This window comes from Streptomyces sp. TBY4 (genome assembly GCF_024213195.1).
GTDB lineage: Bacteria > Actinomycetota > Actinomycetes > Streptomycetales > Streptomycetaceae > Streptomyces.
Genome location: NZ_JANAVF010000014.1, coordinates 1 through 24,833, shown reverse-complemented (window position 1 = coordinate 24,833; position 24,833 = coordinate 1). Strand labels below are relative to the sequence as shown.

The following is a 24,833-nucleotide window of genomic DNA, read 5'->3' as shown; positions in this document are numbered from 1 at the left end:
CCGCCCCGCGGACGAGCCGTCCGCCGAGCCGTCCGCAGTGCAGTCCACCGAGAGGCAGTAGCACCGATGAGTACCCCGCCGCCCCCCAGCCAGCCGCCGTCCGGCGGGTTCGGCGCGCCGCAGGACCCGCCGCCGGTCGGTTTCGGCAAGCCCGAGGACCAGCCGCCCGGCGGCTTCGGCGGACCCCCGGCGGTGCCCCCGGCCATGCCGGCCGGCCCTCCGCCGCCGCCCCCGTCCCAGCCGCCGACGGTCCCGTCCGCACCGCCGGCGGCACCGCCGGCCGGGCCGCCTTCGGGGCAGCCCGCGTACGGTTACCCGCCGCAGCAGCCGCAGCAACAGCCCTACGGCTACCCGCAGCAGCCGCAGCCCGTCACCACGCCCATGTACGCGGCCCAGAGCCCGGCGGTCCCCGCCGGCGGCGGTGGCGGCGGCAACGAGGTCCGCACCCAGCTCATGATCGTCGGCGCGGCCCTGCTGGCCATCGTCCTCATCGTCGGCGGCGGCCTCTGGTACGTCTCCGGCGAGGACGAGGGCTCCGCCGAGCAGCCGGTGGCCGAGGGCAGCGCGAGCCCCGGCACCGGCGGCGACAAGGCCCCGGGCGGCGGCGGCACCGAGAAGGTGCCGGCCAAGACCAAGTCGAAGACCCTGGTCAACCTCCCGATGCCGGAGTCGGCCGAGATCGTCCAGATCCCCGGCTCCTGGCTCACCGACACCACCTACGCCAAGTCCGACATGGGCAAGGTCGTCGGCTACAACCTCACCGACGGCTCCAAGAAGTGGGAGGTCCCGCTCGGCGCCAACGTCTGCGGGGCCAGCCGCTGGGTCTCGGACAACAAGACCGCGATCCTCTTCGACGAGGCCCTGCCGACGCCCGAGAAGAAGTACCAGCCGTGCAACCAGGTCGGCGTCATCGACCTGGAGGCCGGCAAGCTCCTGTGGAAGGCCAACGCCAAGTCCCAGACCGGCGGCGACAAGCCCATCCAGCTCTCCGAGGTCACCGTCAGCGGCCAGACCGTCGCGGCGGGCAGCCTGAGCGGCGGCGCCGCCTGGAACCTCGCCGACGGCAAGGTCCTGTGGTCCGCCAAGACCGACGCGGACCGCTGCGAGGACCTCGGCTACGCCGGCGGCCCGGCCCTCGCCGTGATCCGCCGCTGCGGTGCGTCCCCGAACTACTCGCTGTCCGCCCAGAGCCTCGACCCGGTCACCGGCGCGCAGAAGTCCTCGTACAAGCTCCCCGCGGGCCTGGAGTTCGCCCAGATCGTCTCCAGCAAGCCGCTGGTCGTCGCGGTGGACGTCAACAACACCTCCAAGAACGCCACCGGCGTCAGCGACCTCTTCGTCCTCGACGACGGGGGCCAGCTCAAGACGCGCATCCCGCTCACCTCGGGCAACTACAACCCCGAGTGCGGGGCCACCGAGGTCGAGGACTGCACCCACATGGTCGTCGGCAACGGCAAGCTCTACCTGCCGACCGTGGAGCACAAGGGCACGAGCGAGTCCGGCCGCACCAACGAGATCGTCTCCTTCGACCTGGAGACCGGCAAGCTGACCGCCGACCGCGCCGACGCCGGCGAGCGCACCACGGTGTTCCCGATGCGCATGGACGGCTCCAACCTCATCGCCTACAAGGTCCCGCCCTACGACGGCGGCGGCCAGGTCGTCTCCATCGACGGCAAGACGATGAAGCAGACCGTGCTCATGCAGAACCCCGCGACCAAGGAGTCGCAGCGGGCCGAGACCCAGTACGTGCCGAACGCCGCCGAGTACCGCTACGGCAACGGGAGGCTCTTCATCGCCCGCAACGCCGTGCACAGCAAGTCCTCCGTGAACACCGACCCGTACTACACCTTCGTCTCCTTCACGACGGGCTGACCGGCGGCGACACCCGCGCAGCCCCCGGGGAAAGCCCCGAAAGCCCCGCAAGGCCCCGAAGCCCCCGGAAGGTCCGTCCTTCCGGGGGCTTCTGTGCGGTAACCCCACCGCGCCGTCGAACAAGCGTGTAGCTTGCCGGGGCAGAAGGGCGGGGGTGGGTGTCTCAATGGGCGTACGGGTCATGGTGGTCGACGAGCACCGGCTGCTTGCCGAGGCGCTCGCCTCGGCCCTGAAGCTGCGCGGCCACCGGGTGCTGGCGGCCGCGGCCCCTGCCGCGGGCGCCGCCGAGCTCGTGATCAGCCGCGCTCCGGAGGTCTGCCTGCTGGGCACGGCCACGCCCGCCGAGCCCGGGGTCTTCGAGCCGATCGTCCGCATCAAGCGGGAGCGTCCGCAGATCGCCGTGGTCGTGCTGGGGCCGGTGCCGAGCCCGCGCGGGATCGCGGCCGCCTTCGCGGCCGGCGCCTCGGGGTACGTGCGCCACGACGAGCGGATCGAGGGCGTGGAGCGGGCCCTGGCCAAGGCCCGGGCGGGGGAAGTGGCCATCGCGCCGCAGCTGTTGCAGGGCGCCTTCGCGGAGCTGCTCAACCCCGCCGCCCAGCCCGACGACGAGGGCAGCCGGCTGCTGCGGCTCCTCACCCCGCGCGAGGTGGAGGTGCTGGTCCGGGTCGCGGAGGGCGAGGACACCCGGCTCATCGCCGCCGGCATGGCCATCGCGCCGAGCACCGCGCGCACGCACGTCCAGCGGGTCCTGATGAAGCTGGGCGTGGGCTCACGGCTGGAGGCGGCCGCGCTGGCCGCCCGTACCGGCCTGCTGGACCGGGCCGGACTGCCGCCGTCCGGGGGCCCGAACCCCTGATCCGTACCGCCCGGGATTTCCCCGACGGCGCGGATTCCGGTAAGCCGGTGGGGAGCACGCGTACGGTGCGTGCGTTCCCCGGCGAGAGGCAGTAGGCACGTGAGCGAGACCGCGTCTTCCAAATACCTGGTCACCGGCGGAGCCGGATACGTCGGCGGGGTGGTGGCGGCCCACCTCCTGGAGGCGGGCCACGAGGTCACCGTCCTCGACGACCTCTCCACCGGCTTCCGTTCGGGGGTGCCGGCCGGCGCCGCGTTCATCGAGGGCCGCATCCAGGACGCCGCCGAGTACCTGGACCCCTCCTACGACGGGGTCCTGCACTTCGCCGCCTCCTCGCAGGTCGGCGAGTCGGTCGTGAACCCCGGCAAGTACTGGGAGAACAACGTCGGCGGCACCCTGGCCCTGCTGGCCGCGATGCGCGGGGCGGGCGTGCGCCGGCTGGTGTTCTCCTCCACCGCGGCCACCTACGGGGAGCCCGCGGGCGGACCGCTGACCGAGTCCTCGCCGACCGCCCCCACCAACCCGTACGGGGCGACCAAGCTGGCCGTCGACCACATGATCGCGGGGGAGTGCGCGGCCCACGGCCTCGCGGCGGTCTCGCTGCGCTACTTCAACGTGGCCGGGGCCTACGGCCGGTTCGGCGAACTGCACGACCCCGAGACCCACCTGATCCCGCTGGTGCTGCAAGTGGCCCTCGGGGAGCGGGAGTCGATCTCGGTGTTCGGCGAGGACTACCCGACCCCGGACGGCACCTGCGTCCGGGACTACATCCACGTCGCCGACCTGGCCGAGGCGCACCTGTCCGCGCTGCGGGTCGCCGCCGCGGGGGAGCACCTGGTGTGCAACCTCGGCAACGGCAGCGGGTTCTCGGTCCGCGAGGTCATCGAGACGGTCCGGAAGGTCACCGGAAAGGAGATCCCGGAAGTGGTGGCACCCCGCCGGGCCGGCGACCCGGCCTTCCTCGTCGCCTCCGCGCAGACGGCCCACGAGCGCCTCGGCTGGACCCCGACCCGCTCGGACCTCACGGGCATCGTGACGGACGCCTGGAACTTCACCCGCGCCCGGCGCGGCTGAGCCCACCGGCACCCGCGGCACCCCCTGACCCCTTCGTGTCAGGCTCACGCCCCCGCCCCGACCGGGGCGGGGGCGTGCGTGCGTTCGGGGCGCGCCCTGGCCGGGCGCTGCGCGCGGGCGCCCGGCGTGCGCACGCCGAGTGAAATACCCCCCGTGCAACTGCCCGCGGCACGCCACCGGAAGGAAGAGCGTTCCCCGGGGAAGCGGGCCGTCGATTTCAAGCCACCCCGGAGCGCCTCCGGAACCGCCCCGCCGGAAAATCGCTCGAAAAACTTCTGCAATTCGGCCAACCGCGAGCCGACCCCGGCCCTACGCTGATGCGTGACACCGGTGGGGGCCGGTGTTGATTCAGGGGTCGAGACAAGTCGGGTACGACGTCCGGTCCGGGGTAGTGCAGAGATGTCACGGCGGCGGCCGCGGCGCCTGCGGATCACCCGGTCCGGGCGTCGTACCCGCCGTCGTCCGTTCCCCGACCCTTGGGGGTTTTGTGGTCCGTATCCGGGTACTCGTGGTCGACGATCACCGCATCTTCGCCGAATCTCTCGCCGCCGCGCTCGCGGCCGAACCGGACGTGGACGTGTCCGCGGCCGGCAGCGGCCCCGCCGCGCTGCGCTGCCTCGAACGCGCGGTGGCCGAGGGCCGCCGCTTCGACGTCCTGCTGGTCGACTCCGACCTGGCCGCCGTCCCCGCGGGCGTCCCCGCCCAGCGGGAGTCCGGCTCCGCCCCGCCCGCGGCCGACGGGATCGCGCTGGTGGCGGGCGTACGGGTGTCCCATCCGGCCGTCCGCACGGTCGTGCTCGCCGAGCGCGACGACGCGCGCCGGGCCGCCCTCGCCCTCCAGGCGGGAGCCTCGGGCTGGGTGGCCAAGGACTGCTCGCTCTCGCGGCTCCTGGCCGTCATCCGCGGAGTCCTGCGCGAGGAGACACACCTCCCGCCCGCACTGCTCACCGGGGTGCTCCGCGAACTGACCGCGGCGCGCAAGCACCGTACCGACAGCGAACGGCTGGTGGAGTCCCTCACGCCGAGGGAACACGAGGTGCTGCGCTGCATGGTGGCGGGGCTGGGCCGCAAGGACGTGGCCGCGCGGCTGTTCCTCTCCCCGCACACCGTCCGCACCCACATGCAGAACGTGCTGGGCAAGCTGGGCGTGCACTCCACGCTCGCGGCGGTCGCCCTGGCCCGGCGGGCCGGCGTACGGCCGGCCGACCTGCCCGGACTGCCGGGGCAGGGGCTAGCCGGGGATGTTGTCGAACGGAGCGGTCAACTGGCGTAGCAGGCCGGCGAGATCGGCGCGCTGCGTCCGTGAGAGCTGGGCCAGGATCGCCCGTTCCTGGGCCAGCAGCCCGGCGAGCGCCTGGTCGGCGCGGTCGCGGCCCTCGGGGCTGAGGCGCACCAGGACCCCGCGGCGGTCGTTGGGGTCCGGAAGCCGTTCGACGAGGCCCTTCTTGGCGAGCCGGTCGATGCGGTTGGTCATGGTCCCGGAGGTCACCAGGGTCTGCGTCAGCAGCTGGCCGGGGGAGAGCTGGTAGGGCGCGCCGGCCCGCCGCAGCGAGGTCAGGACGTCGAACTCCCAGGGCTCCAGGCCGTGCTCGGAAAAGGCCAGCCGGCGGGCGCGGTCGAGGTGCCGCGCGAGCCTGCTGACGCGGCTGAGTACCTCAAGTGGTTCCACGTCGAGGTCAGGGCGCTCCCGCCGCCATGCCGCGACCAGTCGGTCGACCTCGTCCTCCATGCCGATCAGTGTAAAGGGTCTGTCGATGTGAAGTCTCTTTAAATCGAGCATCTCGATCCCAAATATCTTGACGTCGAGATATATTTTCCGCCACCATGGGGCATGGAGGGGGCCGGAGAAGCTTCCGATTCCAACCGCACCGCCAGCAGGGAGGCTCGAACATGCATTCCGATACCGACGCGCCCACCGCCCCCACCGCCACGCCGACCGCCCCCACCTGGGACCCCCAGCAGTACCTCCGGCACGCCGGCCACCGGGCCAGGCCCTTCCTCGACCTCCTGGCCCGCATACCCGAGCTCCCCTCCCGCACCGCCCGCATCGCCGACCTCGGCTGCGGCCCCGGCAACGTCACCGCGCTCATCGCGGACCGCTGGCCCGCCGCCCGCATCACCGGCTACGACCTCTCCCCGGAGATGCTCCACCGCGCCGACGCCGAGTACGCCGGCCCCACCGGCGGCGGCGGACGGCTCGACTTCCGCCACGCCGACCTCGCCGACTGGCTCCCCGAAGAGCCCTACGACCTGATCGTCTCCAACGCCGCCTTCCAGTGGGTCCCCGGCCACGCCGGATCCTTCGCCCCCTGGATCAACGGACTGCGCCGCGGCGGCACCTTCGCCTTCCAGATCCCCGGCAACTTCACCGCCCCCAGCCACCGGATCCTCGCCGACCTCTGCGACACCCCGCGCTGGCGGACCCGGCTCGCCGGACACGGAGCCCGCTACATCCACATCCTCGAACCCGCCGGATACCTGGAGCGGTTCACCGAACTCGGCTGCGCCGCCGACGTCTGGGAGACCACGTACCACCAGCTGCTCGAAGGCCCCGACCCGGTACTGGACTGGGTCAAGGGCACCGCACTGCGGCCCGTCCTCACCGCCCTCGCCGACGACGAGGAGGCCGCCCTCGCCTTCCTCGCCGAGTACCGCACCCTGCTCCGCGCCGCCTACCCCACCGGCCCCCGCGGCACCGTCTTCCCGTTCCGCCGGATCTTCGCCGTCGCCCGCAAGGAGGCCTGACCATGCTCGCCGGAGTCGACCACGTCCAGCTCGCCGCCCCACCCGGCTCGGAAGACCGGCTGCGCGCCTACTACACCGAGGTCCTCGGCATGACCGAGATCCCCAAACCGCCGGTGCTCGCGGCACGCGGCGGCTGCTGGTTCGCCGCCGGGCCCGTCCAGCTCCACCTCGGCGTGGAGGAGGACTTCCACCCCGCGCGCAAGGCCCACCCGGGACTCAGGGTCGAGGGCATCGAGGCCTACGCGCACAGACTGCAGACGCGCGGCGCCACGGTCGTCTGGGACGACAACCTGCCGGGGCACCGGCGCTTCTACTCCGAGGACCCGGTCGGCAACCGGATCGAGTTCTTGGAGAAGCACAGCCCGGAAAACGACTGACGCACCACGCGACGGCGCCCCGCCACCGGAACTCCGGTGACGGGGCGCCGTCGTATGTACGTCCCCACGCGGTACGGGGCTCACTTCTTGCGGTGACCCACCAGCCGCGGCTTCGCCTCCAGGTTCTCCAGCCCGTGCCAGGACAGGTTCACCAGGTGCGCCGCCACCTCGGCCTTCTTCGGCTGGCGCGTCTCCAGCCACCACTGCCCCGTCAGCGCGACCATCCCGACCAGCGCCTGCGCGTACAGCGGGGCCAGCTTCGGGTCGAACCCGCGCGCCTTGAACTCCAGACCCAGGATGTCCTCGACCTGCGTGGCGATATCGCTGATCAGCGAGGCGAAGGTGCCCGTCGACTGCGCCACGGGGGAGTCGCGGACCAGGATCCGGAAACCGTCCGTGTAGCTCTCGATGTAGTCCAGCAGCGCGAACGCCGCCTGCTCCAGCAGCTCCCGCGGATGCCCCGCCGTCAGCGCGCCCGTCACCCCGTCCAGCAGCTGGCGCATCTCACGGTCCACGACGACCGCGTAGAGGCCCTCCTTGCCGCCGAAGTGCTCGTAGACCACCGGCTTGGACACCCCGGCCTTCGCCGCGATCTCCTCCACCGACGTGCCCTCGAACCCCTTCTCGGCGAACAGGGTGCGACCGATGTCCAGCAGTTGCTGACGCCGCTCGGCGCCCGTCATCCGGACCCGGCGGCTGCGCCTGGGCTTCTCGCTGCTGGAACTGCTGCCGTCGTTTCCCACGCCCCCCATCATGCCGCGTTCGACGCTTCTTCCTTGCGTCGGGCGTCGATGCGGGCCTCCGACGGCCAGCGGACGTCCGACGCCCACCCCAGCTGTTCGAACCAGCGGATCAGCCGCGCACTGGAATCGACCTGGCCGCGCAGCACACCGTGCCGGGCCGAGGTCGGGTCGGCGTGGTGCAGGTTGTGCCAGGACTCCCCGCAGGACAGCACCGCCAGCCACCACACGTTGCCCGAGCGGTCACGCGACTTGAAGGGACGCTTGCCCACCGCGTGGCAGATCGAGTTGATCGACCACGTCACGTGGTGCAGCAGCGCGACCCGGACCAGCGACCCCCAGAAGAACGCCGTGAACGCCCCCCACCACGACATCGTCACCAGACCGCCCACCAGCGGCGGCAGCGCCAGCGAGAACATCGTCCAGAAGATGAAGTCCCGCGAGATGCGGCGGATCGCCGGGTCCTTGATCAGGTCCGGGGCGTACTTCTGCTGGTCGGTCTGCTCCTCGTCGAAGAGCCACCCGATGTGCGCCCACCACAGGCCCTTCATCAGCGCCGGCACCGTCTCGCCGAAACGCCACGGCGAATGCGGGTCGCCCTCGTGGTCCGAGTACTTGTGGTGCTTGCGGTGATCGGCCACCCAGCGCACCAGGGGCCCCTCGACCGCCATCGAACCCATGATCGCCAGCGCGATCCGCAGCGGCCGCTTCGCCTTGAAGGAACCGTGCGTGAAGTAACGGTGGAAGCCGATGGTGATGCCGTGGCAGGTCAGGAAGTACATGAAGACCATCAGGCCCACGTCCAGCCAGCTCACCCCCCAGCCCCAGGCGAGCGGAACGGCCACCAGCAGTGCGAGGAAGGGGACGGTGATGAACAGCAGCAGCGCGATCTGCTCGACGGACCGCTTGTTCTCACCGCCGAGGGTCGCGGACGGCGCGGACGCGGCGGAAGGCGCCGGGGCGTCCTCGATCACGTCGGGACTGATGGTCATAGGTGTGTCCCCTGGGGGGTGAGGGAGTCGGCAGGCGCGCCGCCCGGCCACCCATCCCTACGGACGCGTAACCTACGGCAACGTAAGTATGGCAAAGGTCCCCCACGGGGCAAGAGGAGCGCGCCCGCAGCCGGGCCGGGCGGCCCGGGCCGCAGGACCTCCGTCCCGCCTGGTGACACAGGGGCCTGGTCACCGGTACGGGCCACCTATCCTGGTGTCGTCGGACAGCGCGGTCCGCACGGGCAGCCCGAGCTGCGCATCAGGAGCGGTGGCACCGCCGGACCCACGTCCGGACCGGCACCACCGCGCGCACCCGGGGCCCACCTCCCAGTAGCGCTCGAAACACTGCAAGGAGCCGCACCTGTGAGCAGTGCCGACCAGGCCCACTCGACCACCGCCCCGGCAACCACCCCCGCCGGCGCGGCCAACGCCGAGCTGCGCGCGGACATCCGCCGCCTCGGCGACCTCCTCGGCGAGACCCTCGTACGCCAGGAGGGCCAGGAACTCCTCGACCTCGTCGAAAAGGTGCGCGCCCTCACCCGCACGGACGGCGAAGCCGCCGCCGAGCTGCTCGGCGACACCGACCTGGAGACCGCCGCCAAGCTGGTGCGCGCCTTCTCCACCTACTTCCACCTCGCCAACGTCACCGAACAGGTGCACCGCGGCAAGGAACTGCGCGCCCACCGCGCCGCCGAAGGCGGCCTCCTCGCCCGCACCGCCGACATGCTCAAGGACGCGGACCCCGAGCACCTGCGCGAGACGGTCAAGAACCTCAACGTCCGCCCCGTCTTCACCGCGCACCCCACCGAAGCCGCCCGCCGCAGCGTCCTCAACAAGCTGCGCCGCATCGCGGCCCTCCTCGAAGAGCCCGTCTCCGGCGCCGGCGAACGCCGCCGCCACGACCTGCGCCTCGCCGAGAACATCGACCTCGTCTGGCAGACCGACGAACTGCGCGTCGTCCGCCCCGAGCCCGCCGACGAGGCCCGCAACGCCATCTACTACCTCGACGAACTGCACGCCGGCGCCGTCGGCGACGTCCTCGAGGACCTCGCCGCGGAGCTCCAGCGCGTCGGCATCGAGATCCCCGCCGGCACCCGCCCCCTCACCTTCGGCACCTGGATCGGCGGCGACCGCGACGGCAACCCCAACGTCACCCCCGACGTCACCCGCGACGTCCTGATCCTCCAGCACGAGCACGGCATCACCGACGCCCTGGAACTCATCGACTTCCTGCGCGGACTCCTGTCGAACTCCATCCGCTACACCGGCGCCACCGAGGAGCTCCTCAGCTCCCTCCAGGCCGACCTGGAACGCCTCCCGGAGATCAGCCCGCGCTACAAGCGGCTCAACGCCGAAGAGCCGTACCGTCTCAAGGCCACCTGCATCCGGCAGAAGCTCCTCAACACCCGCGAACGCCTCGCCAAGGGCATCCCGCACGAGGAAGGCCGCGACTACCTCGGCACCGCCGAGCTGCTCACCGACCTCACCCTCATCCAGACCTCCCTGCGCGAGCACCGCGGCGCCCTCTTCGCCGACGGCCGCATGGACCGCACCATCCGCACCCTGGCCGCCTTCGGCCTCCAGCTCGCCACCATGGACGTACGCGAGCACGCCGACGCCCACCACCACGCGCTCGGCCAGCTCTTCGACCGCCTCGGCGAGGAGTCCTGGCGCTACGCCGACATGCCCCGCGACTACCGCGGCCGGCTCCTGGCCAAGGAACTGCGCTCGCGCCGCCCGCTCGCGCCCACCCCGGCCCCGCTCGACGCGGCCGGCCAGAAGACCCTCGGCGTGTTCGGCGCCATCAAGGACGCCTTCGAGAAGTTCGGCCCCGAGGTCATCGAGTCCTACATCATCTCGATGTGCCAGGGCGCCGACGACGTCTTCGCCGCCGCCGTCCTCGCCCGCGAAGCCGGTCTCCTCGACCTGCACGGCGGCTGGGCCAAGATCGGCATCGTCCCGCTCCTGGAGACCACCGACGAGCTCAAGGCCGCCGACGTCATCCTCGACGAGATGCTCGCCGACCCCTCCTACCGGCGCCTGGTCTCCCTGCGCGGCGACGTCCAGGAGGTCATGCTCGGCTACTCCGACTCCTCCAAGTTCGGCGGCATCACCACCAGCCAGTGGGAGATCCACCGCGCCCAGCGCCGACTGCGCGACGTGGCCCACCGCTACGGCGTCCGCCTGCGCCTCTTCCACGGCCGCGGCGGCACCGTCGGCCGCGGCGGCGGCCCCTCGCACGACGCGATCCTCGCGCAGCCCTGGGGCACCCTGGAAGGCGAGATCAAGGTCACCGAGCAAGGCGAGGTCATCTCCGACAAGTACCTCGTACCGTCCCTGGCCCGCGAGAACCTGGAACTGACCGTCGCGGCCACCCTCCAGGCCTCCGCCCTGCACACCGCCCCGCGCCAGTCCGACGAGGACCTGGCCCGCTGGGACGCGGCCATGGACACCGTCTCCGACGCCGCGCACGGCGCGTACCGCGAACTCGTCGAGGACCCGGACCTGCCGGCGTACTTCTTCGCCGCCACCCCCGTCGACCAGCTCGCCGACCTCCACCTCGGCTCGCGCCCCTCCCGCCGCCCCGACTCCGGCGCCGGCCTCGACGGCCTGCGCGCCATCCCGTGGGTGTTCGGCTGGACCCAGTCCCGCCAGATCGTCCCCGGCTGGTACGGCGTCGGCTCGGGCCTCAAGGCCCTGCGCGAGGCCGGCCAGGGCGATGCGCTGGCCGAAATGGGCGAGCGCTGGCACTTCTTCCGCAACTTCCTGTCCAACGTCGAGATGACCCTGGCCAAGACGGACCTGCGGATCGCCCGCCACTACGTCGACACCCTCGTCCCCGACGAGCTCAAGCACGTCTTCGCCCGCATCGAGGCCGAGCACGAGCTCACCGTCCGCGAGGTCCTGCGGATCACCGGCGGCGAGAAGCTCCTCGACTCCAACCCGGTCCTCCAGCAGACCTTCGCGGTCCGCGACGCCTACCTCGACCCGATCTCCTACCTCCAGGTCTCCCTGCTGGCCCGCCAGCGCGCGGCCGCCGAGCGCGGCGAGGAGGCGGACCCGATCCTGTCCCGGGCCCTGCTCCTCACCGTCAACGGCGTCGCTGCCGGCCTGCGCAACACCGGCTGAGACCCCGCACCACACAGCAGCGGGCCCGCACACCTCGAAGGTGTGCGGGCCCGCTGCCGTATCAGTCTCAGCTGTTATACGTGGACTGCGCCCGCTCCAGACCCTCCTGGATCAGGCACTCCACCGCATCCGCCGAACGGTCGACGAACCAGTCCAGCTCCTTGCGCTCCGTCGAGGAGAAGTCCTTCAGCACGAAGTCGGCGACCTGCATCCGGCCCGGCGGCCGGCCGATGCCGCAGCGCACCCGGTGGTAGTCCGGGCCCATCGCCTTGGTCATCGACTTCAGCCCGTTGTGGCCGTTGTCCCCGCCGCCCAGCTTCAGCCGCAGCGTCGGGTAGTCGATGTCCAGCTCGTCGTGGACTGCGACGATCCGGTCCAGCGGCACCTTGTAGAAGTCCCGCAGCGCCGTCACCGGGCCGCCGGACAGGTTCATGAACGACATGGGCTTGGCCAGCACCACGCGCCGGTTCAGGGGTCCCGGCGGGCCCATGCGGCCTTCGACCACCTGGGCGCGGGCCTTGTGCGCCTTGAACTTGCCGCGCATCCGCTCCGCCAGCAGGTCGGCCACCATGAAACCGATGTTGTGGCGGTTGCCCGCGTACTCCGCACCCGGGTTCCCGAGGCCCACGATCAGCCAGGGCGCCGCGTCGTCCGACATCAAAAGCTCCTTATACGAAGACGACCGCCGTCCCGCTCCAGTGGAGCCGGACGGCGGTCGTTCAGCAAGTGCTGAGAGGGAGGGGCGAGGCTCAGGCCTCGGTGCCCGCCTCCGCGGCCGGCTCCTCGGCCGACGCGCCGATGACCTGCAGGACGGCGATGTCGCCGTCGACGGCCAGGGTGGTGCCGGCCGGCAGGACCAGGTCGGAGGCGGTGATGGTGGTACCGGCCTCCAGGCCCGCGATCGAGACGGTGACCTCGGTCGGGATGTGCGTGGCCTCGGCCTCGACGGAGATGGTGTTCTGGAGGGTCTCCAGCATGTTGCCGCCCGGGGCCAGCTCGCCCTCGGTGACGATCGCGACGTCGACGGTGACCTTCTCGCCCTTCTTGACGATCAGGAAGTCGACGTGGGAGATCGAACGCTTCAGCGGGTGCTTCTGAACGGCCTTCGGGATGACCAGCTCGGTGCCGGCGCCCGCGATGTCCAGGGAGATCAGGACGTTCGGGGTGCGCAGCGCCAGCTGGAGCGCGTGGGCGTCCACGTTGACGTGCTTCGGGTCGGTGCCGTGGCCGTAGATGACCGCGGGGGTCAGGGCGTCACGACGCGCCTGACGGGCGGAACCCTTGCCGAAGTTCTCGCGGACCTTCGCGGAAAGCTTGATCTCGGACATGCTCACTCCTCGTGGGGTGACGGAAATGGACGACAGTCACCCGGCCGAATCACGGCCTGCTACGAAGAGCGCGTCGATAACGGAGCACCGGAAACCTGTTCGGAAACAGGTACGGCCTCCCTCGCCGAGCAACTCAAGGAGTGTACCCGGCGGGGAGGCCGTACCCAAAAAGGATCTACTGCTGGATCTACTGCTGCTCTTCGAACAGGCTGGTGACCGAGCCGTCCTCGAAGACCTCGCGCACCGCGCGGGCGATCATCGGGGCGATGGACAGCACCGTGATCTTGTCGAGCTCCAGGTCGGACGGGTCCGGCAGGGTGTTCGTGAACACGAACTCACTGACCTTGGAGTTCTTCAGGCGGTCGGCCGCGGGGCCCGACAGGATGCCGTGCGTGGCCGTCACGATGACGTCCTCCGCGCCGTGCGCGAAGAGCGCGTCGGCAGCGGCGCAGATGGTGCCACCGGTGTCGATCATGTCGTCGACCAGGACGCAGACGCGGCCCTTGACCTCACCGACGACCTCGTGGACGGTCACCTGGTTGGCGACGTCCTTGTCGCGGCGCTTGTGCACGATCGCCAGCGGCGCGTCCAGACGGTCGCACCAGCGGTCGGCGACCCGTACGCGGCCGGCGTCCGGGGAGACGATCGTCAGCTTCGAGCGGTCGACCTTCGCACCGACGTAGTCCGCGAGGACCGACAGGGCCGAAAGGTGGTCGACCGGGCCGTCGAAGAAGCCCTGGATCTGGTCCGTGTGCAGATCGACCGTGAGGATGCGGTCAGCACCCGCGGTCTTCAGCAGGTCCGCGACCAGACGCGCCGAGATCGGCTCGCGGCCCTTGTGCTTCTTGTCCTGGCGGGCGTACCCGTAGGACGGGACGATCACGGTGATGGAGCGTGCCGACGCGCGCTTGAGCGCGTCGATCATGATCAGCTGCTCCATGATCCACTTGTTGATCGGAGCCGTGTGGCTCTGGATCAGGAAGCAGTCCGCGCCACGCGCCGACTCCTGGAAGCGGACGTAGATCTCACCGTTCGCGAAGTCGAAAGCCTTGGTCGGCACGAGGCCGACACCGAGCTGGTGCGCGACCTCCTCGGCCAGCTCGGGGTGGGCGCGGCCGGAGAAGAGCATCAGCTTCTTCTCGCCGGTCGTCTTGATCCCGGTCACAGCACTGTCTCCTCAGACGTGGGAAAGCTGCTCGCCCCCATGTGCGTCCGTCCCGCACACGGTGAGCCAGCCGAATTGCGTGCACCTATCACGGTACGCCGTCTCCGGCGTAGCCGTTTCCGGTCAGTTCACCTCAGCGTTCGCCGGAGGCCTCGTCTGCCGCCGACTGGGCCGCCGTGGCGGCGGCACTTCCCGGACGCTTGCGGGCCACCCAGCCCTCGATATTCCGCTGCTGGCCCCGGGCCACGGCCAGTGCGCCGGCCGGCACGTCCTTCGTGATCACCGAGCCGGCGGCCGTGTAGGCGCCGTCCCCGATGGTGACGGGTGCCACAAACATGTTGTCCGAACCCGTCTTGCAGTGTGAGCCGACGGTGGTGTGGTGCTTGTGCTCACCGTCGTAGTTCACGAACACGCTGGCCGCGCCGATGTTCGTGTACTCGCCGATCGTCGCGTCGCCGACGTAGGACAGGTGCGGGACCTTGGTGCCCTCGCCGATCGTGGCGTTCTTCATCTCCACGTACGTACCGGCCTTGGCCTTCGCGCCCAGGTTCGTGCCCGGACGCAGGTACGCGAAGGGGCCGACGCTCGCCGAGGCGCCGACGACGGCGGTGTCCGCCACGGTGTTGTCCACCCGGGCGCCCGCACCGACGTGCGTGTCCTTCAGGCGGGTGTTGGGGCCCACCTCCGCCCGCTCCGCCACGTGCGTGGTGCCGAGCAGCTGGGTGCCGGGGTGCACGATCGCGTCCTGGCCGAAAGTCACCGCCACGTCGACGAGCGTGCTCGCCGGGTCCACGATCGTCACGCCCGCGAGCATGGCGCGCTCCAGCAGGCGGGCGTTCAGCAGCGCACGGGCCTCGGCGAGCTGCACCCGGTTGTTGATCCCGAGGATCTGCCGGTGGTCCGCGCCCACGGCCGCGCCGACGCGGTGGCCGGCCTCGCGCAGGATGCCGAGCACGTCGGTGAGGTACTCCTCGCCCTGGCTGTTGTCGGTGCGGACCTTGCCGAGGGCGTCCACGAGGAGGGCGCCGTCGAAGGCGAAGACCCCGGAGTTGATCTCGCGGATGGCGCGCTGGGCGTCGGTGGCGTCCTTGTGCTCCACGATCGCGGTGACCGCGCCGGTCGCTTCGTCGCGGACGATGCGGCCGTAGCCGGTGGAGTCCGGCACCTCGGCGGTCAGCACGGTGACGGCGTTGCCGTCGGCCTCGTGCGTGGCCGTCAGCACGGCCAGGGTCTCGCCCGTCAGCAGCGGGGTGTCGCCGCAGACGACGACCACGGTGCCGGCCGGGCGGTCGCCGCCCAGCTCCTCGAGGGCCATCCGGACGGCGTGCCCGGTGCCGTTCTGCTCGTACTGGACCGCGGTGCGGACGTCGGCGTCGATCTCGGCGAGGTGCGCGGTGACCTGCTCGCGGGCGTGCCCGACGACGACGACGAGGTGGTTCGGGTCCAGCTCGCGGGAGGCGGCGACGACGTGACCGACGAGCGAGCGCCCGCTGATCTCGTGCAGAACCTTGGGTGTGGCCGACTTCATGCGGGTGCCTTCACCCGCTGCGAGTACGACGACGGCTGCCGGGCGGTTGGCGCTCACGGGTGTGCCCTTCGGCTTCGGGTGGTGGACCCGTGAAGGATACCGGTGGGTCATGACCCGGAAACGAAGCCGGGTCCCGACTGGGGCAGTCAGGACCCGAACCTGCAAGGCTCCCCTGTCAGGACTCGAACCCGAACATAAGGCACCAAAAGCCTCAGTGCTGCCAATTACACCACAGGGGATTATTTTTTCAACCAAATCGGACATTCCGCCCTCATGGTTGGTTCGACGGCTCCTACTATGCCGCACCGGACGCCCTCAATGCGACGGTACAAATCGGAGCCCTCGAGGACGCGCATCCCGAGGCAACCCCGGTGCGTGTCGCCCGCGTTCCTGCGTACGGAATGCGGGATGCCGGTCCTGATCCGTGGGCGATTCGGTCGGACGTGCGATTGCTGGCGGTTTCGGGATTTTCGGTCGGCGCCGTGCAGCGGTGGCTGCGTACGCTGGTCGGCATGACCAGTACGGGGGAAGAGCGGGACGGGGCCGGTCGGGACGGGCCCCTGTGGTGGGAGCGGCGCAGGTCGGCCGTGTTGGACGTGGGGCTCGGCGCGGTGTCCGCCGTCGAGTGCGGGGTGGAGGGCGTCGGGTTCGCCCGGGAGGCGGGGATCCCGGTGTTCGCCGGGGTGCTGTTCGGAGTCGTGGTCGGGGCCGTGCTCGTGCTGCGGCGGCGGTGGCCGATCGTCGTGGTGCTGGTCGGCATCGCGGTGTCGCCGGCGGCCATGGGGTTCCTGCTCGGGGTGGTCGGGCTGTACACGCTGGCCGCCTCCGAGGTGCCCCGGCGGATCACCGCGACGCTGGCGTCGATGTCGCTGGCCGCGATCTTCGTGGTGATGTACATGCGGACACCGGTGTCCGGCGAGGTCAGCCGCACCCTCGTCATCACCCTGTCCGTGTTCGTGGCGGTGGCGCTGACCGTGCCGCCGGTGCTGTTCGGGCTGTACACGGCGGCCCGCAGGCGGCTGATGGAGAGCCTGCAGGAGCGGGCGGACTCGCTGGAGCGGGAGCTGTCGCTGCTCGCGGACCGGGCGGAGGAGCGGGCCGAGTGGGCCCGTACGGAGGAGCGGACCAGGATCGCGCGGGAGATGCACGACGTGGTGGCGCACCGGGTGTCGCTCATGGTGGTGCACGCGGCGGCGCTCCAGGCGATCGCGGCCAAGGACCCGGTGAAGGCGGCGAAGAACGCCGCGCTGGTCGGGGACATGGGGCGGCAGGCGCTGACGGAGCTGCGCGAGATGCTCGGCGTGCTGCGGGCGGAGGCGCCGAAGCCGGCGGCCGTGGCGGTGCCGGTGGCGCTGGTCGGGAGCTTCGAGGACGGGCCTTCGCTGGGCGAGCTGGAGGCGCTGGTCGGGCAGTCGCGGGCGGCCGGGATGGTGGTGGAGCTGGATGTGCGCGGGGAGTGCTGCGGGTACGCGGCGGAGGTGGAGCAGACGGCGTACCGGGTGGTGCAGGAGGCGCTGACCAACTGCCACAAGCACGCTCCGGGGGCGCGGGTCGTCGTACGGCTGGCTCACCGGGAGGGTGAGGTGGCCATGCAGGTGGAGAACGGGCCGTGCGACGGGAAGGCGGCCGAGCCGGGGCTGCCGAGCGGCGGGAACGGTCTGGTCGGGATGCGGGAGCGGGTGCTCGCGCTGGGCGGGGTGTTCGTGTCCGGGCCGACGGACGAGGGCGGTTTCAAGGTCTCGGCGGTCCTGCCGAGCGAACGGGGGTAGCGGGGATGGCCTGGGATCCGGTCGGGGAACTGACGGACGACGAGCGCAGCAGTTTCGAGAGGGGCGGGGAGCGCCCGGAGCGGCTGTGGCTGAACGTGCCGGGGCCGTTCTGGACGGGGATGACGGACAACTGCTGGACCGGGCGGATGGAAGCTCCGGACAACGTGCTGTACACGGCGGACAGCCTGTACTGCACGGAGTACGTGTTCCGGCAGCCGAGGAATCCGGCGGAGGTGCGGGCGCTGTCGGGGGCGGCGTGGGCCGATCCCTTCGGGGAGTACTTCTGCGATGGGGACCTGCGGTGGACCCCGGCGGAGGTGCGGGAGTGGTGGGCGGGCCGGGGGCGGGTCGCCGAGCACCTGGCCGAGTCGCTGGCGGATTTCGGGCCGGGCGGCTCCGTCGATGACGAGGAGGTCGCCGCCGGAGTGCGGGAGTTCCAGGGGTATCTGGACGACGGCCTCGCCGTCGATCTGCGGGCGTATCTTTTCCGGCTGGAGGAAGGCCGGTATCCGGAGGCCGGGGAGCGGCTGCCGCAGCTGTGAGGCGCGGTGGACTGGGCAGGGGGAGAGCGGGATATGACGGTGGGCTGGGATCCGGTGGCGGAGCTGACGGACGAGGACCGGAAGCTGTTCCAGGGGCGGTGGGAGAAGCGGCTGTGGCTGAACGTGCCGGGGCCCTTCTACACGGGTGAGACCGACATGTGCTGGACCGGTCGGCTGAACGCGCCGGACAACGTGATGTACGCGGCGAGCTGCGAGGGCAATCTCGAGTACGTCTTCCGGCAGCCGCGGAGCCCGGGCCAGGTGCGCGAGGTGGTGAACGCGGCGGACGAGGAGCCCTTCCAGGAGTATGCGTACGACGGGGACCGCTGGTGGACCCCGGAGGCGGTGCGCCTGTGGTGGGCCGGGCGGGGCCGGGTCGAGGAGCACGTGGCGCTGACGCTGGCGGAGTACGCGAAGAGCGTCCACCCCGCCGATCTGGACGCGGCGGCGGGGGCCCTGGAATTCCGGGCGTACTTGAAGGGTGGGCTCGCCGCGGATCTGCGGGCGTACCTGTTCCGGCTGGAGGAGGGCCGCTACCCGGGGGACGGGGAGCGGCTTCCGGAGCTGGGCTAGGCGGCCGGTGGGTCGGTGGGCCGGCCGGGTGGGTCGGCCCGTCCGTACGCCGGCCCGTGGGTCAGCCCGTCGTCAGGCGGGTCGGCTGGAGGCCGGTGAGGAGGAGGGTGAGGGCCTCGTCGAGGCTCGCGCCGAGGTACCAGTCGCCGGTGTGGTCCACGCAGTAGACGCGGCCCTCGCGGTCGAGGGCGAGGTGTGCGCCGCCTCCGGTCTGGTGGGTGTCGGCCTCGACGCCGAGCGGGCAGAGCTGGGTGGACAGGGCGCGGCCGAGGTCCGCGAAGGTGCGGGCGAGGTGGAGGCCCGTGAGGGGGTCGAGGCGTATCGCGGTGGGCGCGATCTGCCGGCCGGGGCCCGGGGCGGTGACGGTGAGGTTCCCGAACTCGGCCCAGGCTTCGACGGCGGCCGGGAAGACGGTGTGCCGGTGCCCGGCGGGGGTGGTGTGGTCGCGCAGGGCGTCGGCCCAGTACTCGGCCTGCTTGATGTCCCAGCGGCCCGGCTCCCAGCCGGCGGTGCGCAGGGCGGAGTCCACGGCGACGGGGAAGCGGGTGGCCGAGGAGCGGGCGTAGGAAGCGGAGGTGGTGGTCATGGCGGCTACTCGGGGTGGGAGAGGTCGACGGGGCGTACGCCGAAGTGGGCGAGGAGGGCCTCGCAGGAGCGGCAGGGCGGTGCGTAGCTGCCGTGGAGCGGGTCGCCGTCCTCGCGGATGCGGCGGGCGGTGATCTTGGAGTGTTTCAGCGAGCGGCGGGCTTCGCTGGGGGTGAGGGGTTTGCGCGAGGCGCGCTTGCTGCGGGAGCCCTCGACGGTGGTGAGGTGGCGGGAGAGCAGGATCGCCTCCGGGCACCGGCCGGTGAAACGTTCGCGCTGGCCGCTGGTGAGGGTGTCGAGGAAGTCCTGTACGAGGGCGTGCAGGACGGGGGGCTGGTCGGCCTTGCCGGCGGTTCCGGTGAGGGTTTCGCCGCGTACGGACAGGGCGGCGGCCACGGTGGGCAGGATGCCGTCGCGGCGGAAGCGGAGGGTGGGTACGGCGGGGCGGCCGTCCCCGCCGCCGCCCCAGCGCAGGCGGGGGTCGCCGGGGCCGGCGCTCTGCTCGGCCGCGGCGCGGGGCTGCTCCGGGACGGCGGCGGGGCCGCCGGTTCCCGCGGGGCCTGCGGTTCCTGCCGGGTCCGCGGATCCGCGGGCTCCCGCGCCTCCTGAGTGGGCGTCGGCCGCCCCTGTACGTGTTGCCGTGTGCTGCATGGTTGCGCTTTCCCTCCCGTGGCCGCGGTGCTGACCGCTGTCGCGCACGCCCCCGTGCTGTGGGGACAGCCTGTCAAATGTCCCCTGGCATGTGGAAGCGGGGTCGAATATTCGTATCAATTCGGAACTTCCCGCCCGTCCCGGGGGGTCCCTGTGCACGCGCGGGTGACGGCCTTGCCGGAGCACATAGGCTGTGGTGAACCAGCCAGATCCAGCAGGGGGCTACCGCCATGACGACAGGTCGGCTCGGGCATCAGGCCGCGCCACCCAACGCCGCTTATTCGGGGCAGGTCGTGCATTTCCCGGATCCCGTCCGGGCCGCGCGCCATCCCCACGGAGTCCGCATCGACGCGAACGGACATCCCGACTTCGCGCTGTACGCGCGCGCGGCCGTCGAGATCGCCGAGCCCCCGGAGGGCTTCGGCGTGGACGAGCTGCGCCTGACGGACTGCGTGTCCGCGAACGCGGCGATGCGGGCGACGGGCCACGAACTGTGGGACACGGTCGGCCCGGTGTCGACCCCGCACGGCTGGACCTGGCACCACGTGTCCGGTACGCGCCGGATGGAGCTGATTCCGGTCGAGGTGAAGTCCCTGCTGCGGCACCACGCCGGTCTGGCGACCGCGGCGGTGGACCACGGCAAGCGCGGGACGCGGCCGTTGCAGGAGGTGCGCCCGGTGCACCTGGGACTGCCCAAGACGGTGGTCTCGGTGTCCGAGCAGCAGGTCCAGGGAGTCGAGGAGGACCTCGGCTACCGGCTTCCGGAGGCGTACCGCGCCTTCCTGAAGGCGGCGGGCGGCTGCGCGCCGGTGGGCACGGGGCTCGACGTGGAGCTCGGACTCCTCGTGGACCAGCCGTTCTTCACGGTGCGCGAGGAAGCGGCGGTCAACGACCTCGTCTACGTCAACAAGTGCCTGCGGGACCACCTGACGAAGGACTACCTGTGCGTGGCCTTCGCGCAGGGCGGGCTCCTCGCGGTGAAGGTGCGCGGGGAGGGGATCGGCTCGGTCTGGTTCTCCCCGTTCGACGATGCGCGCGACCAGGACGGCTGGTCGGTGCAGGAACGCGTGGAGCGGCTGCTGCTGCCGTGCGGTTCGGATTTCGACGCCTTCCTGGAACGGCTGGCGGGCAATCCGCCGGAACTGGAAACGGTGGCCGGTCTGATGGTGGACGGCGGATTCGCGCGCTCGGTTCCCGTGACGGGCCGGGGTCCGGGCGCGGGTCCGGCGGAGCGTTCGGTTCCGGGTGCCGGGCCGGCAGCGGCACCGATGGAGGGGTGACGGCGCGATGGTGACGTTTGCGCAGGCGCAGGAGCGCGCCGAGGAGTGGATCAACGGGGACGTGCCCGCGTACCAGCACCGCGAGGTGCGCGTACGGGAGTTCGGACTCGGTTTCGTGGTGTGGGCGGAGGACCGCGCGGCCGGTCCGGTGTCCGGTGGCGGCCGGCAGCGGCTGGTCATCGCGCGGGACAGCGGGGAGGTGACGCTCTGGCCCGGCCTGCCGGTGGGTGAGGTGATCCGCCGCTACGAGGAGGAGTACGGGGCGTCGGCCGCGCAGGCCGAGGCTTCGGTGCCGGTGCCGCGCATCGACTCGGAGCAGACCTCGTTCATGCTGAGTCCGCCGGAGTGGCTCCAGGAGGCGGCGGACCGGGCGGGGATCCCGGCGGCTCCGGTCGCTCCGGCTGTTCCGGAGGTTCTGGTCGCTTCGGCTGGTTCGGCTGGTTCGGCTGTTCCGGCTGGTTCGGATGCTGTGGGAACCCCGGTGGCGCCCTCGGGTCCGGAGGCTTCCGGGGCGGGCTCGCCCGAGCCGGTGCCGCTGCGGCGCGGGGGAGAGGTCCCCTACGAGCCGACCGCCAACGACGGGGTGCCCGCCGCCGTGCCGACCGGGGCCACGCCCTGGGCCGGGACCGACGTGAACCCCGGTGCGGACTCCGTGTCCGTACCGCTGCCGGCGACGGTGTTCGCCCCGCCGCTGTCCGGGTCGGATCTGGACGACGCGCCGTCGTCGGGGCCGGGCCCGGAGGCGCGCACGACCTTGATGCCCAGGGGCAGTGAGCTGCCGAAGACCGCCGTCGTGCCGGCGCTGGACCCGGAGTCCGGGCCGGCGGGACCCGCCGGTGGTGGGGACATCGCCGACGCGCCGACGAGCAAGGCCCGGGTCAACCGGCCGGCGGCGCCGGGGACCGTGACTCCGCCGGGGCCGCCCGGTGCGCCGGGTGCTTCCGGTGCGTCCGGTGGGGGTGCGGAGTCGCCCTCGTACGCCGCCACCATGCTGGCCGGTCCGGGTGGGCCGCAGCCTCCCGGTCCGCCCGGTGTGCCGGGTGCCGGGCAGCCGATCGCGCCTCCTGGTCCGCCCGGTGTGCCCGGGGGTGGGCTGGATCATGCTGCGACGATGCTGGCGGGGCCGCCCGTGGGTGGGCAGCCGATCGCGCCTCCCGGTCCGCCGGGGGCTCCCGGGTCGTCGGGTGGGCGTGGTGAGGCGTACGCCGCGACGATGCTGGCCGGTCCGGGTGGGCCGCAGCCTCCCGGTCCGCCCGGTGTGCCGGGTGCCGGGCAGCCGATCGCGCCTCCTGGTCCGCCCGGTGTGCCCGGGGGTGGGCTGGATCATGCTGCGACGATGCTGGCGGGGCCGCCCGTGGGTGGGCAGCCGATCGCGCCTCCCGGTCCGCCGGGGGCTCCCGGGTCGTCGGGTGGGCGTGGTGAGGCGTACGCCGCCACGATGCTGGCGGGCCCCGGCGGTCCGCAGCAGCCCGGCCCGCCCGGGCCTCCCGGGCCCGCGCCGCAGTCCCCCGTACCGGCGCCGCAGGCATCCGCTCCCGGGGTGCCCACGGTCGGTCCCGGTTACCAGGCCGTGCTGCGGTACCGGGCGCCCGACGGTTCCGAGCAGCAGCTCATCCGCCGTTCCGCGCCCGGCACCCCGCACCCGGAGTGGCAGATCCTGTACGAGCTGCGGGCGATGAACGTGCCTCCGCAGCAGGTGCTGGAGCTGCACACCGAGCTGGCCTCGTGCGAGCTGCCCGGCGGCTACTGCGCGCGCATGATCCGGGAAACCTGGCCGCAGGTCCGGATCACGAACGTGGCCCCGTACGGGACCGACCACGCGGGCCGCCAGCAGGGCATGCGGCACCTGCTGACCCACCAGGGCGAACTGCACCAGGTGGCGGACGGGCCGGCGCGCCCCGCGCCGGTGCGCGCACCGCTGCCGCAGCTGCCGCTGCAGCCGGCGATCCCGCTGGACGCGATCGCGCAGGAGCTGGCGGGGGCGTTCGGGCCGCAGGGGGTGTTCCGCTTCGAGCAGCGCGCGGTGTCCCGGCAGGGTGTGCCGGAGATCGTGGCGCAGACCCTCATGTGGGCGGGTCTGCCGGTGGACTTCGGGCCGTTCTTCTGGGCCCAGGCCGTACCGGGTGCCCCGCTGCCGACGCTGGCCGAGCTGGCGGCGCAGCGGCAGGTGCAGCCGGCCTCGGACGCGGGCTCGTACCTGGTGGTGGGCAGCGACTTCGGCAAGGCGCTGTGCGTGCAGTACGGCACTGCGCACATCGTGGCGGTGCCGGTGGAGGCGGGTCCGGGGGGCGCTCCGGTGCCCCCGCAGTTCGTGAACTCCTCGCTGCCGCAGTTCGTGCGGTCGCTGGCGATGCTGGGTCACATGTGGCGGCTGCGCCAGCATCTGACGCCGGAGCAGGCCGGCCGCTGGACCGTCGATTTCCAGGCGAATCTGGTGGGGCTGGACAGTGCGGCGCTCGCGTCGCCGGAGAACTGGTGGTCGGTGCTGCTGGAGCAGATGTGGGACGGGCTGCTCTGATCGGTTTGCGCTGAGCTTGCGTGGTTCCCGCCTGCTTGCAGAGGTGAGCCGGATGGCCGGGTCGTGACCCCCCAACGGGGTATCGGCCCGGCCATTCGGGCTTCCGGGAGCAAATGACGCATCCTTGGCAGGAACCCCCGCGAGAGAGGCGCTTCCAGGATGAGTGCACCCTTTACGACCGTGCGTGGCCGTGGCTACCGGGCCGAAGAGGTGGACCGGTACCTCGCCCGGCTGTCGGGGAGCCGGGACGAGGCCTGGGAGCGGGTGGCCCGGCTGACCGTACTGGTCCGGCAGATGGAGGCCGAGGCGGAGCGGCTGCGCGTGGAGGTCTCCGGACTGGCCCCGCAGACGTACGAGGAGCTCGGCGAGCGGGCGCGCCGGATCCTGCTGCTGGCCGAGGAGGAGGCCGAGACCGTACGGGGCGATGCGCGGGCGGACGCGGTGGCGGCTGCGGGCGCGGCGGAGGCGCACGCGGACCGGGTGTCGGAGCTGGCGCGGGGCGACGCGGAGGCGGTGCGGGAGCAGACGGAGGTCCGGGCCCGGCAGGCGCTGCTGCGGGCGGGGCGCGAGGCGGACGACGCGCGGACGGAGGCGCGGGAGGACGCGGCGGCGTGGCGGGCGGAGGCGCAGGCGGGGCTGGCGGATGCGGGGCGCCGGGCGGACGCGATGCTCGCGGAGCGCGAGCAGGAGCATGCGGAGCGGTGGGACGCGGCGGAGCGGGAGCTGGGGGCGCGGGCGGCGGAGCTGGAGTCGCGGCACGCGGAGCTGGAGCGGTACGCGGAGTCGCGGCTGGCGGAGGCGAAGCGGGGGTTCGCGGCGGCGCAGGAGGCTGCGCGGCACGGGCAGGAGGATGCGGAGGCTCGGGCGGGGGAGTTGATTGCGGAGGCGCGGGTGCGGGAGGAGCGGGTGGGGAGGGAGACGGAGCGGATCCTGCGGGAGCACGGGGAGTCGCAGGAGGAGATGCGGGCCCACATGAACCACGTCCGCTCCAGCCTGGCCGCCCTGACGGGCCGCGCTCCGGCGGAGGGTTGACCGGCCGGCGTCCGGTTGTGTGGGTGGGGTTGGCTGCGGGTGGGGCGGTGCCGGGGGCGGGGGGGGGGGGGGGGTGG

At 72.3% G+C, this 24,833-nt stretch carries 22 protein-coding genes and 1 tRNA gene; 13 read left to right on the top strand and 10 right to left on the bottom strand.

Translation table 11 applies throughout. The annotated features are described in order from the left end of the window. The first annotated feature begins 66 nt into the window (after window positions 1-66). From NLX94_RS28060 to NLX94_RS28045, 4 genes are all read left to right on the top strand, one after another. Complete coding sequence (locus tag NLX94_RS28060; protein ID WP_254385885.1) at window positions 67-1,872, top strand: PQQ-binding-like beta-propeller repeat protein; 1,806 nt, start codon at window positions 67-69, stop codon at window positions 1,870-1,872. 166 nt (window positions 1,873-2,038) lie between these two features. Next, window positions 2,039-2,728 (top strand): LuxR C-terminal-related transcriptional regulator, encoded by a 690-nt coding sequence (locus NLX94_RS28055; RefSeq protein ID WP_254386078.1) that lies wholly within the window; start codon window positions 2,039-2,041, stop codon window positions 2,726-2,728. A gap of 99 nt (window positions 2,729-2,827) precedes the next feature. Further along, window positions 2,828-3,802, top strand: a complete 975-nt coding sequence (gene galE, locus NLX94_RS28050; RefSeq protein WP_254385884.1) for a UDP-glucose 4-epimerase GalE — start codon at window positions 2,828-2,830, stop codon at window positions 3,800-3,802. A 487-nt stretch (window positions 3,803-4,289) separates the two neighbouring features. Then, on the top strand, window positions 4,290-5,075 hold the full coding sequence (locus NLX94_RS28045; protein ID WP_254385883.1) for a response regulator transcription factor: 786 nt from the start codon (window positions 4,290-4,292) through the stop codon (window positions 5,073-5,075). Here the strand turns inward: NLX94_RS28045 and NLX94_RS28040 are convergent. Beyond that, window positions 5,034-5,531: a MarR family winged helix-turn-helix transcriptional regulator gene (locus tag NLX94_RS28040; protein WP_254385882.1), complete on the bottom strand. Its 498-nt coding sequence runs from the start codon at window positions 5,529-5,531 to the stop codon at window positions 5,034-5,036. The two genes, NLX94_RS28045 and NLX94_RS28040, sit on opposite strands and share 42 nt — an antisense overlap. 161 nt (window positions 5,532-5,692) lie before the next feature. Here NLX94_RS28040 and NLX94_RS28035 point away from each other — a divergent pair, with 161 nt between their 5' ends. Together NLX94_RS28035 and NLX94_RS28030 are read left to right on the top strand one after the other, a co-directional pair. Next, window positions 5,693-6,547 (top strand): trans-aconitate 2-methyltransferase, encoded by an 855-nt coding sequence (locus NLX94_RS28035; RefSeq protein WP_254385881.1) that lies wholly within the window; start codon window positions 5,693-5,695, stop codon window positions 6,545-6,547. A 2-nt stretch (window positions 6,548-6,549) separates the two neighbouring features. Continuing rightward, complete coding sequence (locus tag NLX94_RS28030) at window positions 6,550-6,924, top strand: VOC family protein (protein WP_254385880.1); 375 nt, start codon at window positions 6,550-6,552, stop codon at window positions 6,922-6,924. A gap of 80 nt (window positions 6,925-7,004) precedes the next feature. Here NLX94_RS28030 and NLX94_RS28025 read toward each other — a convergent pair whose 3' ends face one another. After that, window positions 7,005-7,676, bottom strand: a complete 672-nt coding sequence (locus NLX94_RS28025; RefSeq protein ID WP_254386077.1) for a TetR/AcrR family transcriptional regulator — start codon at window positions 7,674-7,676, stop codon at window positions 7,005-7,007. After that, the gene (locus tag NLX94_RS28020) at window positions 7,676-8,656 is read right to left on the bottom strand and encodes a fatty acid desaturase (RefSeq protein WP_254385879.1); all 981 of its coding nucleotides are present in this window, start codon (window positions 8,654-8,656) and stop codon (window positions 7,676-7,678) included. Before NLX94_RS28020 ends, NLX94_RS28025 begins: the two co-directional genes overlap by 1 nt. A gap of 363 nt (window positions 8,657-9,019) precedes the next feature. On the opposite strand from NLX94_RS28020, the gene ppc reads away from it, so the two are divergent. Continuing rightward, a complete protein-coding gene (ppc, locus tag NLX94_RS28015) occupies window positions 9,020-11,785 on the top strand; it encodes a phosphoenolpyruvate carboxylase (protein ID WP_374684035.1) in 2,766 nt (921 codons plus the stop codon). A 67-nt stretch (window positions 11,786-11,852) separates the two neighbouring features. Here the strand turns inward: ppc and pth are convergent, their stop codons facing one another. From pth to NLX94_RS27990, 5 genes are all read right to left on the bottom strand, one after another. After that, window positions 11,853-12,443, bottom strand: coding sequence for an aminoacyl-tRNA hydrolase (gene pth / locus NLX94_RS28010; protein ID WP_250737445.1), 591 nt, complete (start codon window positions 12,441-12,443; stop codon window positions 11,853-11,855). Window positions 12,444-12,534: 91 nt separating this feature from the next. Then, complete coding sequence (locus tag NLX94_RS28005; protein WP_254385878.1) at window positions 12,535-13,113, bottom strand: 50S ribosomal protein L25/general stress protein Ctc; 579 nt, start codon at window positions 13,111-13,113, stop codon at window positions 12,535-12,537. Window positions 13,114-13,300: 187 nt separating this feature from the next. Continuing rightward, on the bottom strand, window positions 13,301-14,278 hold the full coding sequence (locus NLX94_RS28000; protein WP_112451977.1) for a ribose-phosphate diphosphokinase: 978 nt from the start codon (window positions 14,276-14,278) through the stop codon (window positions 13,301-13,303). A gap of 133 nt (window positions 14,279-14,411) precedes the next feature. Next, complete coding sequence (gene glmU / locus NLX94_RS27995; RefSeq protein ID WP_254385877.1) at window positions 14,412-15,863, bottom strand: bifunctional UDP-N-acetylglucosamine diphosphorylase/glucosamine-1-phosphate N-acetyltransferase GlmU; 1,452 nt, start codon at window positions 15,861-15,863, stop codon at window positions 14,412-14,414. A gap of 110 nt (window positions 15,864-15,973) precedes the next feature. Continuing rightward, a tRNA-Gln gene (locus NLX94_RS27990) sits at window positions 15,974-16,045 on the bottom strand. A 273-nt stretch (window positions 16,046-16,318) separates the two neighbouring features. Between NLX94_RS27990 and NLX94_RS27985 the strand changes: the two genes are divergently transcribed. Genes NLX94_RS27985 through NLX94_RS27975 form a run of 3 tightly spaced genes read left to right on the top strand, consistent with a single transcriptional unit; the run spans window position 16,319 to window position 18,690 of the window. After that, window positions 16,319-17,575, top strand: coding sequence for a sensor histidine kinase (locus NLX94_RS27985; protein ID WP_254385876.1), 1,257 nt, complete (start codon window positions 16,319-16,321; stop codon window positions 17,573-17,575). A 5-nt stretch (window positions 17,576-17,580) separates the two neighbouring features. Then, entirely contained in the window at window positions 17,581-18,117 is a 537-nt protein-coding gene (locus NLX94_RS27980; protein ID WP_254385875.1) for a ferredoxin, read from the top strand. Window positions 18,118-18,150: 33 nt separating this feature from the next. After that, window positions 18,151-18,690: a hypothetical protein gene (locus NLX94_RS27975; RefSeq protein ID WP_254385874.1), complete on the top strand. Its 540-nt coding sequence runs from the start codon at window positions 18,151-18,153 to the stop codon at window positions 18,688-18,690. Window positions 18,691-18,751: 61 nt separating this feature from the next. On the opposite strand, the gene NLX94_RS27970 is transcribed toward NLX94_RS27975, so the two are convergent. Further along, the gene (locus tag NLX94_RS27970) at window positions 18,752-19,276 is read right to left on the bottom strand and encodes an SUKH-3 domain-containing protein (RefSeq protein WP_254385873.1); all 525 of its coding nucleotides are present in this window, start codon (window positions 19,274-19,276) and stop codon (window positions 18,752-18,754) included. Between the two features lie 5 nt (window positions 19,277-19,281). Next, a complete protein-coding gene (locus NLX94_RS27965) occupies window positions 19,282-19,926 on the bottom strand; it encodes a YwqJ-related putative deaminase (RefSeq protein ID WP_254385872.1) in 645 nt (214 codons plus the stop codon). Between the two features lie 230 nt (window positions 19,927-20,156). On the opposite strand from NLX94_RS27965, the gene NLX94_RS27960 reads away from it, so the two are divergent. The 3 genes from NLX94_RS27960 (at window position 20,157) to NLX94_RS27950 (ending at window position 24,756) form a co-directional block, all read left to right on the top strand. After that, window positions 20,157-21,206: an SMI1/KNR4 family protein gene (locus tag NLX94_RS27960; protein ID WP_254385871.1), complete on the top strand. Its 1,050-nt coding sequence runs from the start codon at window positions 20,157-20,159 to the stop codon at window positions 21,204-21,206. Between the two features lie 7 nt (window positions 21,207-21,213). After that, window positions 21,214-23,724 carry an SUKH-4 family immunity protein gene (locus NLX94_RS27955; protein ID WP_254385870.1) on the top strand — a complete coding sequence of 837 codons (2,511 nt, stop codon included), beginning with the start codon at window positions 21,214-21,216 and terminating at the stop codon, window positions 23,722-23,724. Between the two features lie 159 nt (window positions 23,725-23,883). After that, window positions 23,884-24,756, top strand: a complete 873-nt coding sequence (locus NLX94_RS27950) for a DivIVA domain-containing protein (RefSeq protein ID WP_254385869.1) — start codon at window positions 23,884-23,886, stop codon at window positions 24,754-24,756. The last annotated feature ends 77 nt before the right edge of the window (window positions 24,757-24,833 follow it).